We start from the raw sequence: 17,337 nt of genomic DNA on the forward strand, positions 1-17,337 counted from the left end.
CATACCCTCATTATTCTAAACACACCCAACCACAAGCCCTGCATCCTCAAACTGCAACACAATATTCGCCTTGTTAGCGTCGTCGCTAAAGGCGCGATCCATAATCAACGTTTTATTCGGCGCGCTTGCGATAATTTGCGTGGCTTTATCAGTGGTCATATCGTTTAGAACTATCACTAGGCTCATTGATGTGCCCGCGCTATCTGAACTGTCAGCATCATCATTACTATAAGGTAACGCATCGTTTTGGGTGACCAGATGATAGCCGTCAGCTTCTATGCTAGTGGCGGTCAAAGTATAGCCTTCTTTGAGCATCAGCTCGGTGATGATACCGTCAGTGGTGGCATTATCGCTGATAGGGTCAAGGTGTTTCTCAAGCTGCGCCATCAGACTATCGGCATCGTAACTGGCAGGCTGCTGCCACGGTATAAAGTTACTGTCAGCAAGTTTGTACGCCTTAAAACCAAAATCAAGCGCCTTGCTATCGACGGATTCAGGCAGTTCGGCGATAATATGAGCAGCGGCACGGCGGATACGCTCTTTGGAGATCTCGGCGATATTGCTGAATCCTGCTTTATAAGCCTCGCTATCTGCTTCTGTGGCTTCAGGAATTTGTACCATGATAAATTTTCGATTCAAATTATCATCAGAATTTAGTTCTAACACTGACTGCGCTAATGCTGAAGTACCCGCAAAGAAATCTAAATAGATTCCTTCTTTTTCATCAGTCATTTGTATAAGAGTTTTTAGAAGCTCTACTGGTTTTGGAGTATCGAAAACAGCAACCCCTTCAAATAAACTTTTTAAGTTGTTTTTGGAGGATTCATTTGTTCCATTCATTTCTGCAAATAGGATGCTTTCTGGCGTCAAACCTCGTTCTTTAGCATTCAAATAGGTTTTTACTCTTGGAACACCATCGCCACTTTTTCCAAACCAAATTCTATTATCATCAATCGCTAGATTCATTTCCGACTTTGTATATAACCAACAACGACCACTCTGTAGCTTGTGCACTTTCCCATTAGGTGCTGTTAATTCATAGAACTGACTTTTAGTTCCATGACCAGCTTGTGCTGTAGCAGGATCAGATTTCCATAATCCTCTAGGATCGTTATCAGGATTCTTATAACTTGATAAAGCTTTTTCTGTCATAGGCAGCTGTTTTAAAGCTTTATCCACTATCATATCGGATCTCCTATAACAGAGTATATAATCATGCCTATTTGAAACTACCTTTCTATTTTCTCTATTCGTTCTTTTTTCCCAAATAAAATTAGCAATAAAATTTTCTTCCCCAAATATCTCATCCATCAGCAAGCGCAAATTTGCCACTTCATTATCATCTATTGAAACGAATATTACCCCATCATCACGCAGTAAGCTTTTTGCCAGCGCCAACCTTGGATACATCATATTCAGCCAATTGCTATGATACTGACCGTTTTCTTTTCGATTTGATTGCATCCCATCCGAATGCGTCAGATTACCGTCCGCATCGGTTTGCCCTGCCCGCGCCTTATAGTCCGCAATGCTCTCACTAAAATCGTCGGCATAGACAAAGCGGTCATTGCCCGTATTGTATGGCGGGTCGATATATATCATCTTAATGCGGCTGTGATAGCTCTTTTGTAATATCTTCAGCACCGCCAGATTATCGCCTTCAATAAATAAATTTTGCGACGTATCAAAATCGACCGACTCATCAGGTGCGGGCACTAGCGTCTGACTGGTTGGCGTTTTTAGCTCCCGATAGACCTGATGCTTGCCCGCCCAGCTTAGCCCATACGCCTCTTGCGCGGGTGCAATATCTTGCTCGGACAGCAGCGCGGTGAGTTTATGGATATCGAGCTGATCCTCACTGAACGCCTCTGGCATTAACTGCTTGAGCTTGGCAAGGGTCATTTGTTGCGGGGTCTGGCTGGTAGGATGTATCGGATTACTCATAGTCATGGCTACAATGTTCGTTGAAGGACAATATTATTGAATTATAGAATCGTTAGAATTTGAACAGTATAGCAATGCCTTGCCAAATAATGCGACTTTATTAACCGATCAAACGACAGTAAATGACGCTTTCCTTTTCACCCAAACCCTCTCCTAACCTCACGCCACCGTCAATTTATAGTAACAGCGTACTTCGATACCTTTTCTTTACTATGTAGATTGGTTACTCTTAGCCATTATCATTGGTATACGCTTTGCTCCACTTTATTAATGGCCATTTTGACGTTTATAGGATATTTTCATGCGTTTGACTCAGCTCTCCACTCTCTCTTTACTTACAGCTGCTATCGGCTTTAGTCTTGCCAGCACGGCGCAAGCTGCTCGTCCACCTGCGCCAAACTTATCCAATGCTGAGTTTCAGCAATGTCTTGATAGACTAAAAAACTCTAGCAAGTTTCGCGGTGTAGATAGTTTCACCTTTAACAACCATCGTCCAGCCCAGCCTGACCCTAGCGTCATTCAGTCGTTAAACTATCAGCCTGAGTTTCAAAAAGACGTCTGGGATTATTTATCGGTACTGGTAGATAAAGAACGCGTCGAAGACGGAATCCGTGCCAAGCGTCAATGGGGTGACACATTACGCCAAATCGAATCTCGCTATGGTGTGAAGCCTGAGCATGTACTCGGCGTGTGGGGCGTAGAGTCAAACTTTGGTCAGACATTGGGCAAAAAGCCATTGTTTGAATCCTTAGCGACATTATCATGTTTCGATCGTCGCCAAAGCTACTTCCAAGGTGAGTTTGCCAATGCGCTCAAAATCGTCCAACGTGGTGATATTGCACCAAGTGACATGACTGGCTCTTGGGCAGGGGCGTTTGGCCAGACACAGTTTATGCCGAGCACCTTTTTAGAGCTAGCAGTAGACTTCGATGGTGATGGTCGTCGCGACTTGGTCAATAGTGTGCCAGATGCGCTGGCATCTACCGCCAACTTCTTAGCCAAGCGCGGCTATCGCTCAGGTGAGCCGTGGGGTTATGAAGTCAAGCTTCCTGACGGCTATTGGGCAGCCTCTAGCCGCAAAAACAAAAAGTCGATGAGCCACTGGCGTAATCAAGGGTTAACGCTGGCCAATGGCAGCTCGTTACCTTATGACCTTGGTAGCGCAGGATTGCTATTACCTGCAGGTATTGACGGTCCTGCATTTTTAGTCGGTAAAAACTTCGATACCTTCTATTCTTACAATGCTTCAGAAAACTACGCATTGGCCATCGCTCACCTATCAGACTTAATCACACGCGAGGACAGCAGCAAAACGGACTTTGTTACCGCATGGCCAACCAGCGATCCAGGTATCAGCCGCCAACAAGCCAAAGATATTCAGCAAGCGCTATTAGACGCGGGTTATGATATTGGCGGTGTCGATGGCATCATTGGTGACAATACCCGTACCGCTATTCAGCAATATCAGACTAGCCGCGGCATCTTCCCAGCTGATGGCCGTGCAGGACAGAATTTTTACCGTGCCATTATTGGTACTACTGCTCCCAATAGCGGCCAATATGGCCAACCAATAAACCGTCAACCATTAATGCCCGCATCTGGGGATAGCATGGGACAGCTGATTCAACAACAATCAACAACGCCTAGCACTCCCACTTACTCAGCGCCAACCTCCGCGCCGCAGTCAGGCAATGTTCGCTATCGCCGTGTCGTGGGTAATGACGGGGTCACTCGTCTCGTACGAGTTGATGATGGTTCATAACATGACGTTGCTTGAATTGATCAGATAGTCCAAGTAATGATAAATCGAAAAAGCCACGCTCATATGAGTGTGGCTTTTTATTTTGATAACAGAGTGAGTGAGATTTCACCCAAAAAATACATTATACCAAACCCAACAATTAAAGTTGCGCCCAAGCACGAGCAGTTAACGACCGAATTCTTTGTGGCTGTTTAAGCAAATTATTCCAAGCCAAGCATGCGGCATCGACAATAGCCTCATAACTGTCATAACAACGATTAGATAGCTCATTTTGCTTAAGGTACTGCCATACCCTCTCAGAGGGATTAAGCTCAGGTGAATAAGGCGGTAGTTTAAGCATAGTGACATTAGCCTGATTCAAGCTTGGTTGATGCCATAATGCGCCGTCCATCACCACCACCGCATGACGTCCTTTTGGAACGGCTTTACTAATCTCTTGCATATGCAATAACATGGTGTGTTTATTAACGAAAGGCAGTACTAAGCCGACAGCCTTCTTTGTCGCTGGACAAAAGGCACCAAACAGATAAGCGGAATGAAACTGTTGCTGCTTGATCAGTCGAGGTCGCCCACCGCGGTAATGCCAAACTCTGGTCAATGAGCCTTGTTGTCCTATTCGAGTTTCATCTTGAAACCAGATGTCCACTTGATCTAGGCTCACATCAGTAGGCAGTGACGCCTTAACCTGTGCTATAAAGTTTTTTTAAAAGCGTCTTGAGCTTGTGGGTCGGCTTTTGGATGCTGACTACGAGCACTTATCCAACTCATATCAATACGCTTGAGTAGCTCGTAGATACCGTTAACGGTGTAGTGAGCGTTGTAGTGTTCTTTAGCCAATTGCTGAATGTCTTTGCCGGTTAGACGACCGCCAGCGCGCTTTTCTTGTTCAGAGACTATCATGGCTTTAAAAGCGGCTGTGTCTGCTTCTGCCAATTTGCTGCGACGACCTCGACGATGACGATCGTAGAGACTTTCAAGTCCTCGTTCATAATATCGCTTCAATGTCCATCTGGCAGTTTCAGGATGTATGCAGAGGTCTTTGGCAATATCGTTGGTGGCTTTGCCTATACTATATTGGTATAAGATGAGCAGGCGTAGGCGGGCTCTGGGGTTACTCTCAGTCTTTGAGTGTTTGCCAAAGTCATGGTCTTCTAGGTTATGTATTGGTATAGTCATAAGTGGATGATACTATATATTTTGGGTTTGGTATTAGTTAGACTATAGGAATTAAACGATAGGTGGTGGTTTGGGTTTGCCACTGTCACCATCCCAGTTTTCACGGGCTTTGTCGTCGAGATCTTCTGGCGTTTTTGGTTCCCACTTACCATGTTTTTTCCATGTTTCATCGCCCCAATCTTCCTCTTCTTCTCTTTTGTCCCAATCTTGATAGGCCTTACTAGGGTCGATACCACGGCGCTTCATATCTGCTATTTGCTCTTCTAGCGTATGAAATTGATCAGCCTCACGCATCTGTTCTGTCAAAGTATCAATCTCTTTATTTAATTCGTCAAACTTATTAGGGGTAGTCATTGCGCGCTCCTTAATTATGCAAAGTCTTTCATGTCTAAATTTATAGTTTGCTTTTAAGCACATATCTTAAAAATAAGTTATTTATAGTATGTCTTATCTGTATGACTTTATATTGCTTAATACCAATTATCTCTAGTCTACAACAGATTAACAACTACAGACACGTATGCTTTGTATTACAAAACGTAGCGCAATGCTTGATACCGCTCTAGCATTGAATATTAAATTTTTAGAGCACACCTAAGATATGGTTAAGACACTTTAAAACGATACTGTGTAGTGCTATTGGGGTTAGTTTTGCGCAGCCTCTGTCGGCATAGTAACAGCAAGCAAGTAAAATTTATAATAGCAGTACGCGACAACAAACGTGTCAAGTTTGTTTAGGAGTGACTTTACTATAGTCAATCCACAATAATAGTGATACAAGGAAACCAAGCACAAGCTATACATGTGTATGCTAAGCGAGGTTGACGCCGTAGCGGTTTTATTGTGGGCAGACTGTACTATTTACTCAATACGGGAACGTTCTCTATCTGACTACTCTCAAGCAGCTTTTTGGCATAAAAAGTCAGTCTCCATAGCTCTTGTGATGTTTTTAAACTCGAGGCGGTTAACTGAATACAGTTCGCAGTGACCAAGAACTGTTGTAGATGATTCAAGTCACTATGAAAAACTTGGTAGCGAGAAACGGCATGGACATTGGGCATTTGCTGTTTGATATCCTTTTCAGCATGACTGGCGATCAAACGATTGATACAAACTTGTAGACTATAGCTAGAAAAAGTCGCAGAAATCAATGCGATGGCTTGCAGGATTTGCTGCCAGCTCAGTTTTATGGTCATTTTTATATCACTGAGGTTACCATCTTCATAAGCTTGTGCACTGTACCTTATTTCAACAAGCTCTGATAATTTAAATGGTTGATCAATATTATTGGCAGCCGTGTTTTTTTCAGAGGACAAACCTGACAGTTTCTGAGCTTTATCAGCATTGCTACTTTTTTGCATACGCGTCCAACTTGCGAATAAATTATGCTTTTTAACCATCTTTGTATGCACATCAATGAGAAGCTTTGGAATATCAGTTTTATCATCATAATAATAGACATCGTATACTTGCTGCTCAACCAAGCGCGTAAAATCTCGCAATTGCCGACTTGCCTTTTTACTTTTTCCTAAGCTTTTAATCAATACCAACATAGGCTTAATTTTGGTTCTAGCACTCAAGTAACTTAAGTGTAGTTGGCTGACACTGTTTTTTTCCGCCGAGCCGTAGCTGTCTCCGATGACGACTATGGTGCAGTCACAGTCATCAATACATTGTCGGCTATACACAGAAGCTTGGGTCGAGCTGGTGGCGATATCATAAGTTAAAAAAGCAATATTTTGGAAAAAAACCGCCAAACCATCTAAGACCATTGGCTGATCATGAGCGACGCATATGACGTGAATGTGATAGCGATGATTTGGCACAATAACCTCTATAATAGCTATATTAAGGCTGGTTGATTAGAGTATCTTGATCAAATAATATATTTAACTTGAGTTTGCGGACCTACCAATCGTTGTACCACATTTTTTAATCGATCGTTGTTTTCACTAGCATAGAACACCAAAGGATGACCCTTATGCTCAGTATGGCTGACTGACTCAGTTGTCGCTAACAGCCGTTGCTCTGCCAATAACGACTTTACACGCGTCGCAATTGCTTGCCCAGAGTCAACGACCTGTAGGGCTAGCTGCTGTGCCTCTATTTCATCGAACAAAAAGCCTTTAAAAAATGGATAATGCGTACAGCCCAATATTAAGTAGTCCACATCAGCGGATGCAAACGCTTGCAGCTGCTGACGCAAACGCTGCGCCGTTTCAGAAGTCTCTGGCATGCCAGCTTCTACCCACGGCACCAGCTCCGGATCAAAATACTTAATCACTCTTGTGCCTTTAGGTGCAGCCACCTCACTGATGACTTGGTTTAATAGTGCGCCATCCAAAGTAGCTTTGGTTGCCAATACAGCGACATGCCCGCTTGTACTAGCCAGTACCGCAGGCTTCAATGCTGGTACTAAACCGACGATCGGCAGCTGCGGATAACAACGGCGCGCTGTCTGTAATGCGTGCGCAGAGGCGCTATTACAAGCGATAACGATGAGCTTACAACCTTGCTGATAGAGCCACTCTACTGCTGTTAGCGTCAACGCCTCAATATCTTTACTGTCACGGTTGCCATACGGCACATGCAAGGTGTCAGCATAATAAATATAACGCTCGGCAGGCAACTGTTCTGCCAAGTGTATATAAACCGACAACCCACCCACACCAGAGTCAAACAGCCCAATCGGCGCACGGCTATCCTTACTACCGACTCTCAGCGGAGCACCAGTCATTTTATCATCAGCACTTAACTGGCAAGTGGCTGGCTTAATAGTGATGCTCATAAACTATGACTACCATCAATGTATGTTTTATTTGCCAAACATTGCATCAGGTATTGGTTATTTATATTCACAATATATTGCCGTGCCCGTTAAGAAGTAAAATTAAGGGAGAAACAAAAAATAGCATCAATGAATTTATATCAATATCATATAGTGGCCTGTTTTGTCATTCAACCATGATACTGACAAAGGCTATTCATTAGACGATGTAAGGTAAAAACTTCTCGTTAAGGTATAGTCAAAATGACATAGCGCTACTGGGATGCTTTCTTTTAAAATACAGTTGCGCAGCCTCTGGGAACGCAGCACGCAAGTAAAACTTATACCAGTAGCGCGTCTAAATCTATAACAGTTTTATTTTTAATTGACTATGCCAATATTAACATTGGTAAGTGTTTTGTCTGAAATCAGGCTTTTTAATTCGAGCGACGCTGACTGCTTAAGTCTGATTAATTAAATCTCGTTATTCATGCTTATTTAGGCATAGAAAGCTGATAAGACCGTCCACCACTCTGCAGCGTTAAGACAGTATTACCGTTTTGCTCTGTTAATTCACCAATTTCAGTCAAATGATAAAAGGTATTGCGCCCAAGAAGCGCTTCTAAATCATTACGCACCAACATATAGGGACGGATTTGTATATTATCTTCTCCGACTTGAGTAGAGTCATTAGTCTGATAAGGACGCAGCTCAATCGGATGCAGCTCGTCTAAGCGTACGACATCACCCGTTGTTGTTGTAAATTCTAGCCAGCTTACTCTATCCTCAGTGACGATACCGACATCATTAATGAGCAACGGCACGTCTTCAACTTGGATACGGAGCTTTTGGACAGGTGTTTTTAAGAAGTACTCAATCACACCCTCATTTTCTTCTTTCCATAAAATAGTTGCAAACAGGCTGACCAATGACTGCCTAGTCATGTGTCCACCTTCATGCCACCATTCACCATTTGCTTTGATGACCAGATCCATATCATCAATTTGCTCTGGATGCCATTTATCTAAAGGCGGTATAGCGCGCCCCTGACGCTCACTAGCACTATGCTTTAAGTACTGGCTTAGAGTATCTAGGCTACTCAAGTCTGGCATGGCCTTAGCGCTATCTTCTGATGCTTGCTCATTGCTCTTACGAGCGTCATTGATATCGTTACATCATTATTAGTACTGTTTTTCATTACCTTATTTCCTAATATTATTCAAAGTTTGGTGATGACAGCATTACTATTAATTTAAGTTTCGGGTATGATAAAGCAATATAGACTTTGCATACTCATCATATTACCCTTACCTTAACACTGATATCTAGAAATGCGTATCGTGTTTGTAGGGCTTTTCTTTTATAATGAGTAACGATTTTTTATTAGAATGACTTTATAACCGTCATTTATATTGTTCTTTTGATGTGAGTCATTGATGTGATCTCAATGATAATGTTGTCAATTGATGCCGCAAAGACAGTTTTTATCGGGCAGCCATATATGTCTGAGGTGCTTTAGTGTCGCAAGCTTGATTATTTAATTGCGAGCTGTACTGCACCCATAGATAAGCCACTAAAGTTCAGGAGTAGGTATGCAAGAGCAAGATAAGCAAACGCCAGTTGTTGATGCTGATAGCGTCAACACTGATGCACCAGTAGCTGTAGATACATCTAAGCCAGAGCCGACGCAAGAGGTTGCCATCGAAGAAGCGCCTGTTGAGGAAGTCGCTGTTGAGCAAGCACCTGAGCCTGCTCCAGTAGAGCCTGAAATCGAGCGTGAGTCGATGGAGTTTGACGTCATCATCGTCGGTGGTGGACCTGCGGGGCTATCTACTGCTATCCGTTTACGTCAGTTAGCTATTGAAGCTGGCAACGATGAGTTTATGGTCTGTGTGGTCGAAAAAGGCTCTGAATTTGGTGCACACACGCTTTCTGGCGCTGTCATCGAGCCACGTGCGTTAGATGAGCTGATACCAGACTGGAAAGCCAAAGGCGCACCTCTCAATGTGCCAGCGACTGAGGACCGTGTCTATATGCTTGGCTCTGCGACCAAGTCGACCAAGCTCCCCGACTCCATCGTTCCAGCCAGTATGCATAATAAAGGCAACTATATCGTCTCACTTGGAAATGTCGTACGTTGGCTCGCTGAGCAAGCCGAAGAGCTAGAGGTCATGATGTTCCCAGGCTTCCCTGCTTCTGACATCCTCTATAACGATGACGGTTCAGTGAAAGGTATCTTAACGGGTGATATGGGCGTTGCTGCGGATGGCGAGGCCAAACCTAGTTTTGAGCCAGGTTATGAATTACTGGCAAAGTACACCGTCTTTGCTGAAGGCTGCCGTGGTCATCTCGGTAAGCGCTTAATCAGCCGTTTCAATCTCGATAAAGACAGTGATCCACAGCATTATGGCATTGGCCTAAAAGAGCTATGGGAAGTTGATCCAGCCAAGCATGAAGAAGGCGTGGTCATGCATGGCTCAGGTTGGCCACTGACTGATACGGGTTCTTCTGGTGGCTGGTGGTTATATTTTGATGAAAACAACCAAGTCAGCTTTGGTATGGTCATCGACCTATCCTACTCAAATCCTTACATGTCACCGTTTGATGAAATGCAGCGTCTAAAACTGCACCCAGTCATTCGCGATGTCCTAGAAGGCGGCAAGCGTATCTCTTACGGAGCACGTGCGTTGACGAAAGGCGGGCTTAATTCACTGCCTAAGTTCACCTTTCCAGGTGGCGTCTTAGTCGGCGACGACGCTGGCTTTTTGAACCCTGCAAAAATCAAAGGCACACATACCTCAATGAAGTCAGGCATGCTCGCAGCCGAAGCTATCTTTGAAGCGCTGCAAGCAGATCGTCAGCATGATGACGTTATTGCATATAGCACTATGTTTAAAGAGTCATGGCTCTATCAGGATAACTACGAAGCACGTAATTTCTCTCCAGCAATGCATCGTATGGGACAATGGATGGGTGGCGCCTTTACCTTCCTAGAGCAAAACCTGCTCAAAGGCAAAATGCCACTGACCATTCGTGATAATCAACCCGATTATGATCAGCTAGAGCGTGCAGCCCATGCTTATCAGCCTGTCTATCCTAAGCCTGACGGTAAGCTGGTATTTGATAAGCTGTCCTCGGTATTTATCTCCAATACCAACCATGCCGAAGATCAACCCTCGCATCTAAAGCTGACAGACGCGACAGTCCCTGTTTCAATCAACTTACCGTTATATGCTGAGCCTGCGCGTTTATACTGCCCAGCTGGCGTTTACGAAATAGTCAAAGATGCTGAAGGGGCCAAGTTTGTCATCAATGCGCAAAACTGCGTACATTGTAAAACTTGCGACATCAAAGACCCATCGCAAAACATTACTTGGGTCTCGCCAGAAGGTGGCGGTGGTCCTAACTATCCAAACATGTAGGCGCCAAAATATGTAAGCATTGAACTAAGTCTAATAAAAAACCCCGTTCAAATATCGAACGGGGTTTTTTATTTTTTAATGATACCAACGACTGTTCATTCTATTAGGGTCTGTTGACCAGTCAAATAATATATAAAACTAACAACCCTAGTCTGTCCAAGCATCACGGTTGGCTTCATCTTTTAGCTTCACAAAGTCATTAGGATCAAACTTAATCTGCTCACCTGTTTTGCCTTCTTTTACTTGGCGCTCATAGTCACGTAATATTCTAAGTGCAACTGGAGACAATAGTAAAATAGCCACCAAGTTAACCAATGCCATGAGACCCATAGATAAATCTGCAAAGTTCCATATGGTAGGCAGACTAGCGATTGCTCCGATAAATACCATACCTAGCACCATAAAGCGGAATATCATAATCATCACTTTGGCGTTTTTGGCACCAGAGATAAATTCGAGATTCGACTCACCATAGCTATAGTTGGCAATAATAGATGTGAATGAGAAAAAGAAAATCGCAATCGCCACGAAGACCACGCCCAAATCACCGACATATTGTGACAATGCTAGCTGAGTTAGCTGAATACCCTCTTGCTCGACATTGGGATCGACGACGCCAGATAAAATAATGATGGCAGCGGTTGCTGTACAGATAACCAACGTATCCATAAACACGCCCAGCATCTGCATAAACCCTTGCACCGCTGGATGGTCGGGATGACTTTTTGCCGTTGCTGCCGCATTAGGCGCAGAACCCATACCTGCTTCGTTCGAAAATAAACCACGCTTGATACCATTAATCATTGCCTGAGCAATACCATAACCAATGACACCACCTGCCGCTTGCTCAAAGCCAAATGCTGACTTCACAATCAAGGCAATCGCTGCAGGAAATTCAGTAAAGTTAGTGATGATGATAAATAGGGCTAATAAAATATATAAGATAGCCATGACTGGTACGATTTTACCCGCGATACGTGCAACCGAACGCAAACCGCCGAATACTACTGGTGCCACCAATGCAACCAGTACGGCACCTGTCATCCATGTTGGTATACCAAAAGCTTCATTGGTTGCCTGTGCAATCGTATTTGACTGCACGCCGTTGAACGCTAAACCGAATGCCACCAACAGACACAATGAGAAAAATATCGCCAGCCAGCGTTTACCTAAACCTTTTTCTATATAATAAGCGGGACCACCACGGTAGACGTTATCTTTGTGTGGCACTTTATATGCCTGAGCCAACGTTGACTCAATAAAGCTGGTCGACATACCGACAATCGCTGTCATCCACATCCAAAACACAGCACCTGGCCCACCGAGGTAAATCGCAATCGCGACCCCAGCCAAGTTACCCGTACCCACACGCGCGGCAAGCGATGTCATTAACGCTTCAAATGAGCTAATCCCACCATCTTTACGGCCTTGATTAGAAACACGTAATAATTTCCACATGTGACCAAAGTGGCGAAACTGAATAAAACGCGTAACCACGGTAAAATAAATACCAGCACCAATCAGTAAGAACATCAATAGTCCGTACCAAGGATTACTCGCAATCAACCAGTCATTATTACCCCAAATGATACTAACACCATAATTTACGATGTTGTTAAACCAACCTGCTATGCCCTCATCCATATCATCACCTTCGATTGCTGATTTATATCTTACTGAGATTTGCACTCAAATCATAAGCTTCAATTACACATTGTTTTAGCACTGCCTACTTATTGTATTTCAGTTTTATACAGTAGCCATTTTTTATGCCAGATATTCTTAGCATTTACTCTTAGCATTCTTGTATCGTACGCTAATATTTGTCAGTTATACAACTGAGATAACGATAGCCATCAACCCTTACTGTCTCTATCAAATCTTTACTAGAAATAAAAATAGCTTATGCGAAGTATAAACTTTAAAATAACCATAGAGATTAATGATATATTTATCGTATAATGATAGCATTAGAGTCAGTATTATCGTTTCAAGCGCTCTAAACCTTGTAAGACTTCTACTAAATAATGTTTTGTTACACAAAGTAATTTAAAATTATTTATTGTTAATTTTATAAAAATTGTATATATTCCTAATTAGTTTATAAGTGTTGAGTCTCCTAACAAAGTATAAAAACGGAAATCATAACCATTTACAGGCAGCACTTTATACAATAATAACCAACTTTCATATTCTTAACCTTTAATTAATACCATTGAATTTTGAATAAAGTATCTAGTCAGGAAGACAAGAGAGATAAAGAACAGCGGAATGTTATACCCTACCAACCTTCCCTAGAATTATCATCACATTAGTGACACTATAGTTAATATGTAATATGACATATAACACCTAGCCCACCGTTTTAGCGATTAAATAATATAAAAATAAAACGCTAATTTGGTATATACAAATCGAGTATAAGTTATTAATGGTCGTGGATTATATATTTATCCATATTATTTTACACTCTATTCTATATTTTATTTGTTAGCAGTACTGAGTGTTTTATTGCTAACTCTTATAGATATGAGACCCAAGCGTCTATCATATCTATAGAGTCATGTAATCTGCACTCATTTTAGTAACTTTGATCATTGATGCTAGTTGATCATTCTGTTTTAGTTGTCTATGCCGTATGGCTTTATGATTACGATATAAACGATACTGCTTCATGCGGTATGCGCTAAACCACAATGACTTGTTAGGATACAGTCAGTGATCTTGTATTTTTTGTCAGGCAAAAGGAGTTGTCCTATGGAGAACCACAACGATCCATCCGGTTATTGGCGCGCCAACGTGCGTCTTATCTTAGGTAGCTTAGTTATTTGGGCACTATGTTCTTATGGCTTTGGAATCTTATTACGCCCTTTATTAGCAGGTATCAAAATTGGTGGTACCGACTTAGGCTTTTGGTTCGCTCAGCAAGGATCCATTGGGGTATTTATCGTTTTAATTTTCTTCTACGCATGGCGTATGAATAAATTAGATAAACAATATGGCGTAGACGAGGAATAGCCCCATGAGTCAATTTACGATTAACATTATTTTTGTGGGTCTATCCTTCGCTCTTTACTTCGGTATTGCGATTTGGGCTCGTGCTGGAACGACCAGTGAGTTCTATGTTGCAGGTGGCGGTGTCCACCCAGTAGTCAACGGTATGGCAACAGCAGCAGATTGGATGAGTGCTGCGTCATTCATTTCAATGGCAGGTATCATTGCCGCTGGTGGTTATGGCGCATCCACTTACTTGATGGGTTGGACGGGCGGTTATGTTCTATTAGCCATGCTCCTAGCGCCTTATCTACGTAAGTTCGGTAAGTTTACAGTACCTGATTTTATCGGTGATCGCTTTTATTCTAAGACCGCTGCTATGATCGCAGTAGTTTGTTTGATTATCGCTTCTACCACTTACGTTATCGGTCAGATGACAGGTGCTGGTGTTGCTTTCTCACGTTTCTTAGAAGTTGAAAACACTACTGGTCTGATTATTGCTGCTGTCGTCGTATTCTTCTACGCGGTACTTGGTGGTATGAAAGGGATTACCTACACGCAGGTTGCGCAGTATGTGGTTCTTATGATTGCTTATACTATCCCAGCGGTCTTTATCTCACTTGAGCTAACTGGTAATCCGATTCCAGGTTTGGGCTTGTTCTCAACCCATACTGAATCAGGTATTCCTTTATTAACCAAGCTTGATCAGATAGTAACTGATTTAGGCTTTACCGCTTATACGGCTGACGTACCCAACAAGCTAAACATGGTACTGTTTACTTTATCACTTATGATTGGTACAGCAGGTCTACCACACGTCATCATTCGCTTCTTCACCGTACCTAAAGTCGCTGATGCCCGTTGGACAGCAGGTTGGACATTAGTCTTTATCTCATTGCTATACTTCACTGCTCCTGCAGTTGGTGCTATGGCGCGTCTAAACTTGAATGATACTATTTTCCCACAAGGCATTGATCAACCAGCTCTTTCATATGAGCAGCGTCCTGATTGGATGAAAACATGGGAAGATACGGGTCTTATTAAATATAACGACTTAAATAATGATGGCCGTATTCAAAGATACTTTGATAGCGGGCTTGGTGCAGCTACGATAGCTTTGGCAACAGCCGAAGCTGAAGGCGGCGATGTTACAGCAGCACAAGCTGCAGTTGCAAAAGCACAGGCAGCACATGATCTAGAGCTTGATGGCCGCTTTGCAGAGGCTGGTTGGGCAGGTAATGAGCTTGATGTGAACGCTGATATCTTAGTACTGGCCAACCCAGAAATCGCCCAACTTCCACCTTGGGTTATCGGTCTTATCGCCGCTGGTGGTTTGGCAGCAGCATTATCGACAGCAGCAGGACTATTGCTTGCTATCTCATCTGCCATTAGTCATGACTTGATCAAACGTAACCTTAACCCTAACATCACGGATAAAGGCGAGCTACTAGTAGCACGTATCACCATGAGTGTTGCGATTGTGGTGGCCACATGGCTGGGTATTAATCCTCCAGGGTTTGCTGCACAGGTGGTAGCCTTAGCCTTTGGTATTGCTGGTGCGTCATTGTTCCCAGCGCTAATGATGGGGATTTTCTCTAAGCGTATTAACAACCTTGGCGCTATCGCTGGTATGTTAACGGGCTTGATTACTATCTTAGTCTATATCTTTGTGTTCAAAGGTTGGTTCTTCATCAGTGGTACCGCTAACTTCCCTGATACAGAAGAGTACTGGTTATTTGGTATCTCGCCACTATCATTTGGCGCGGTCGGTGCCTTAATCAACTTTATCGTAGCATTCGCAGTTTCTTATGCGACTGCGCCACCACCGGCACATATCCAAGAGTTGGTTGAAAGCGTACGTTCTCCACGCGGTGCTGGCGGGGCAGTCGACCACTAGACACTAAGTGATTTGTAAGTGACTTATATTTACTAGACTAACTATCACTCACAGGCAGCAGCTGCTTGTGAGTGATTTTTTTATCCTATTATCGTTAAAAAACATCATTAAAAAAGATTTTTACTACTGGTGTTTGTTATATTAAATGCGCTTTTCGTATTAAGGAAAATTTTATGCTTTATGAGTTTATCGCGACCATAGCTGCTGCATTTGGCATGGCTGGGTTAGCACTTGTCATAACTCATCTCAGTAAACTGGCAGGAAAACGTGCACCAAAATGGCTGATACCGTTGTTCGCTGCTATCGGTATTTTTGGTTTTCAGATACATCAAGAATATAACTGGTATGATCAGCAGGTCAATCAGCTACCTGACGGAGTGACCGTTGTAAAAACAGCCGAAAGCACGGAATGGTTCCGTCCTTGGTCGTATGTTAAACCGCAAATATTACGTTTTATAGCTGCAGATACTGGCAACGCAACTGCACAAATAAATGACCCAAATATATATCTTGTGAATTTATACTTATTTGAAAGACGTAGAAGTGTGCAACAGATTCCACAAGTCATAGATTGCGCTGCACCTGCACGCGCAGATTATGTGATACCAGCGAAAGACAGTAAGCTGACAATCGACGAACATGTAAAACAAACGACTATGTGGCGACCATTAGAAACAGATGATCCATTATTTATCAATATCTGTAATAAAACCTAACTTTATCGTCGATTAATAACGCTGAACACGGTCCGTATATTGGTGTTTGGAGTTTGCCCCTAATAGTAAGCCGGCGCATAGACCACCAAAGTGCGCCGCAAATGAGATTCCTGGCTGCGGCGTTAGACCCTGTTTAATGGTGAGCCAATATCCTGCACCCATCACAATACACGCAAGCAGATAACCCCAGCGTCGAGCGAATACTGCCCCACCTATCATATAACCAAGCATAGCAAAACAAAGCCCTGACGCGCCTATATGAATAGATAATGGCGATCCAAGTAGCCAAGTTACTGCACCTGATGCAACTATAAGTTTCAAAACCGTACGATAGGCATTACTTTCGAAAAGTCCAAATAAAAAGAGAATTTGCAATAACGTCAATGTATTACCCAGCAGATGCGCAAAATTACCATGCATCGTCCATGAAGCAAACACTCCGATCAAACTGCCCACATCAAAAGCACGTGGCACAATACCAAATATATTCCAGAGACCAAACAGTGCTACTTTATTAATGAAATACATTGCCCACATCGGTATTAGCACAAAAGCATATAAGCCAATAACTTGCTTGATCCTAACCATCATCAGTGCTAATAACTGTCGCCATTTCATACCTTGTTTTTTCCTCTGATTATTCTCATGCTCATTCTATT

The 17,337-nt window shown here is 42.9% G+C and carries 14 protein-coding genes; 5 read left to right on the forward strand and 9 right to left on the reverse strand.

Going from position 1 to position 17,337, the window contains the following annotated elements:
- Window positions 1-15 precede the first annotated feature (15 nt).
- Window positions 16-1,950 carry a site-specific DNA-methyltransferase gene (locus JMX03_RS12900; protein WP_201597254.1) on the reverse strand — a complete coding sequence of 645 codons (1,935 nt, stop codon included), beginning with the start codon at window positions 1,948-1,950 and terminating at the stop codon, window positions 16-18.
- A gap of 295 nt (window positions 1,951-2,245) precedes the next feature.
- Here JMX03_RS12900 and JMX03_RS12905 point away from each other — a divergent pair, with 295 nt between their 5' ends.
- Entirely contained in the window at window positions 2,246-3,706 is a 1,461-nt protein-coding gene (locus JMX03_RS12905; RefSeq protein WP_201597255.1) for a lytic murein transglycosylase, read from the forward strand.
- A gap of 139 nt (window positions 3,707-3,845) precedes the next feature.
- Here the strand turns inward: JMX03_RS12905 and JMX03_RS12910 are convergent, their stop codons facing one another.
- The 6 genes from JMX03_RS12910 to JMX03_RS12935 form a co-directional block, all read right to left on the reverse strand.
- Window positions 3,846-4,352 (reverse strand): IS630 family transposase, encoded by a 507-nt coding sequence (locus tag JMX03_RS12910; RefSeq protein ID WP_192992684.1) that lies wholly within the window; start codon window positions 4,350-4,352, stop codon window positions 3,846-3,848.
- A gap of 44 nt (window positions 4,353-4,396) precedes the next feature.
- Window positions 4,397-4,882 carry a winged helix-turn-helix domain-containing protein gene (locus JMX03_RS12915; protein ID WP_201597045.1) on the reverse strand — a complete coding sequence of 162 codons (486 nt, stop codon included), beginning with the start codon at window positions 4,880-4,882 and terminating at the stop codon, window positions 4,397-4,399.
- Window positions 4,883-4,933: 51 nt separating this feature from the next.
- Window positions 4,934-5,236, reverse strand: a complete 303-nt coding sequence (locus JMX03_RS12920) for a hypothetical protein (protein WP_201573404.1) — start codon at window positions 5,234-5,236, stop codon at window positions 4,934-4,936.
- Window positions 5,237-5,739: 503 nt separating this feature from the next.
- A complete protein-coding gene (locus JMX03_RS12925; protein WP_201597256.1) occupies window positions 5,740-6,708 on the reverse strand; it encodes a DUF4062 domain-containing protein in 969 nt (322 codons plus the stop codon).
- 50 nt (window positions 6,709-6,758) lie between these two features.
- Window positions 6,759-7,619 (reverse strand): glutamate racemase, encoded by an 861-nt coding sequence (murI, locus tag JMX03_RS12930; protein WP_227695935.1) that lies wholly within the window; start codon window positions 7,617-7,619, stop codon window positions 6,759-6,761.
- Between the two features lie 524 nt (window positions 7,620-8,143).
- Entirely contained in the window at window positions 8,144-8,761 is a 618-nt protein-coding gene (locus JMX03_RS12935; RefSeq protein WP_201597264.1) for a DUF1285 domain-containing protein, read from the reverse strand.
- A gap of 672 nt (window positions 8,762-9,433) precedes the next feature.
- On the opposite strand from JMX03_RS12935, the gene JMX03_RS12940 reads away from it, so the two are divergent.
- Complete coding sequence (locus tag JMX03_RS12940; protein WP_227695936.1) at window positions 9,434-11,071, forward strand: electron transfer flavoprotein-ubiquinone oxidoreductase; 1,638 nt, start codon at window positions 9,434-9,436, stop codon at window positions 11,069-11,071.
- Window positions 11,072-11,218: 147 nt separating this feature from the next.
- Here the strand turns inward: JMX03_RS12940 and JMX03_RS12945 are convergent, their stop codons facing one another.
- Window positions 11,219-12,715, reverse strand: coding sequence for an alanine/glycine:cation symporter family protein (locus JMX03_RS12945; protein WP_201597268.1), 1,497 nt, complete (start codon window positions 12,713-12,715; stop codon window positions 11,219-11,221).
- 1,113 nt (window positions 12,716-13,828) lie between these two features.
- On the opposite strand from JMX03_RS12945, the gene JMX03_RS12950 reads away from it, so the two are divergent.
- The 3 genes from JMX03_RS12950 (at window position 13,829) to JMX03_RS12960 (ending at window position 16,678) form a co-directional block, all read left to right on the forward strand.
- Window positions 13,829-14,089 carry a DUF4212 domain-containing protein gene (locus JMX03_RS12950; protein ID WP_201573396.1) on the forward strand — a complete coding sequence of 87 codons (261 nt, stop codon included), beginning with the start codon at window positions 13,829-13,831 and terminating at the stop codon, window positions 14,087-14,089.
- Between the two features lie 4 nt (window positions 14,090-14,093).
- The gene (locus JMX03_RS12955) at window positions 14,094-15,962 is read left to right on the forward strand and encodes a sodium:solute symporter family protein (RefSeq protein ID WP_201573393.1); all 1,869 of its coding nucleotides are present in this window, start codon (window positions 14,094-14,096) and stop codon (window positions 15,960-15,962) included.
- A 173-nt stretch (window positions 15,963-16,135) separates the two neighbouring features.
- A complete protein-coding gene (locus tag JMX03_RS12960) occupies window positions 16,136-16,678 on the forward strand; it encodes a hypothetical protein (protein ID WP_201597269.1) in 543 nt (180 codons plus the stop codon).
- A 12-nt stretch (window positions 16,679-16,690) separates the two neighbouring features.
- Here JMX03_RS12960 and JMX03_RS12965 read toward each other — a convergent pair whose 3' ends face one another.
- Complete coding sequence (locus JMX03_RS12965) at window positions 16,691-17,296, reverse strand: rhomboid family intramembrane serine protease (protein ID WP_201573389.1); 606 nt, start codon at window positions 17,294-17,296, stop codon at window positions 16,691-16,693.
- Window positions 17,297-17,337 lie beyond the last annotated feature (41 nt).

It is taken from the genome of Psychrobacter fulvigenes (assembly GCF_904846155.1).
GTDB classification, from domain to species: Bacteria; Pseudomonadota; Gammaproteobacteria; order Pseudomonadales; family Moraxellaceae; genus Psychrobacter; species Psychrobacter fulvigenes.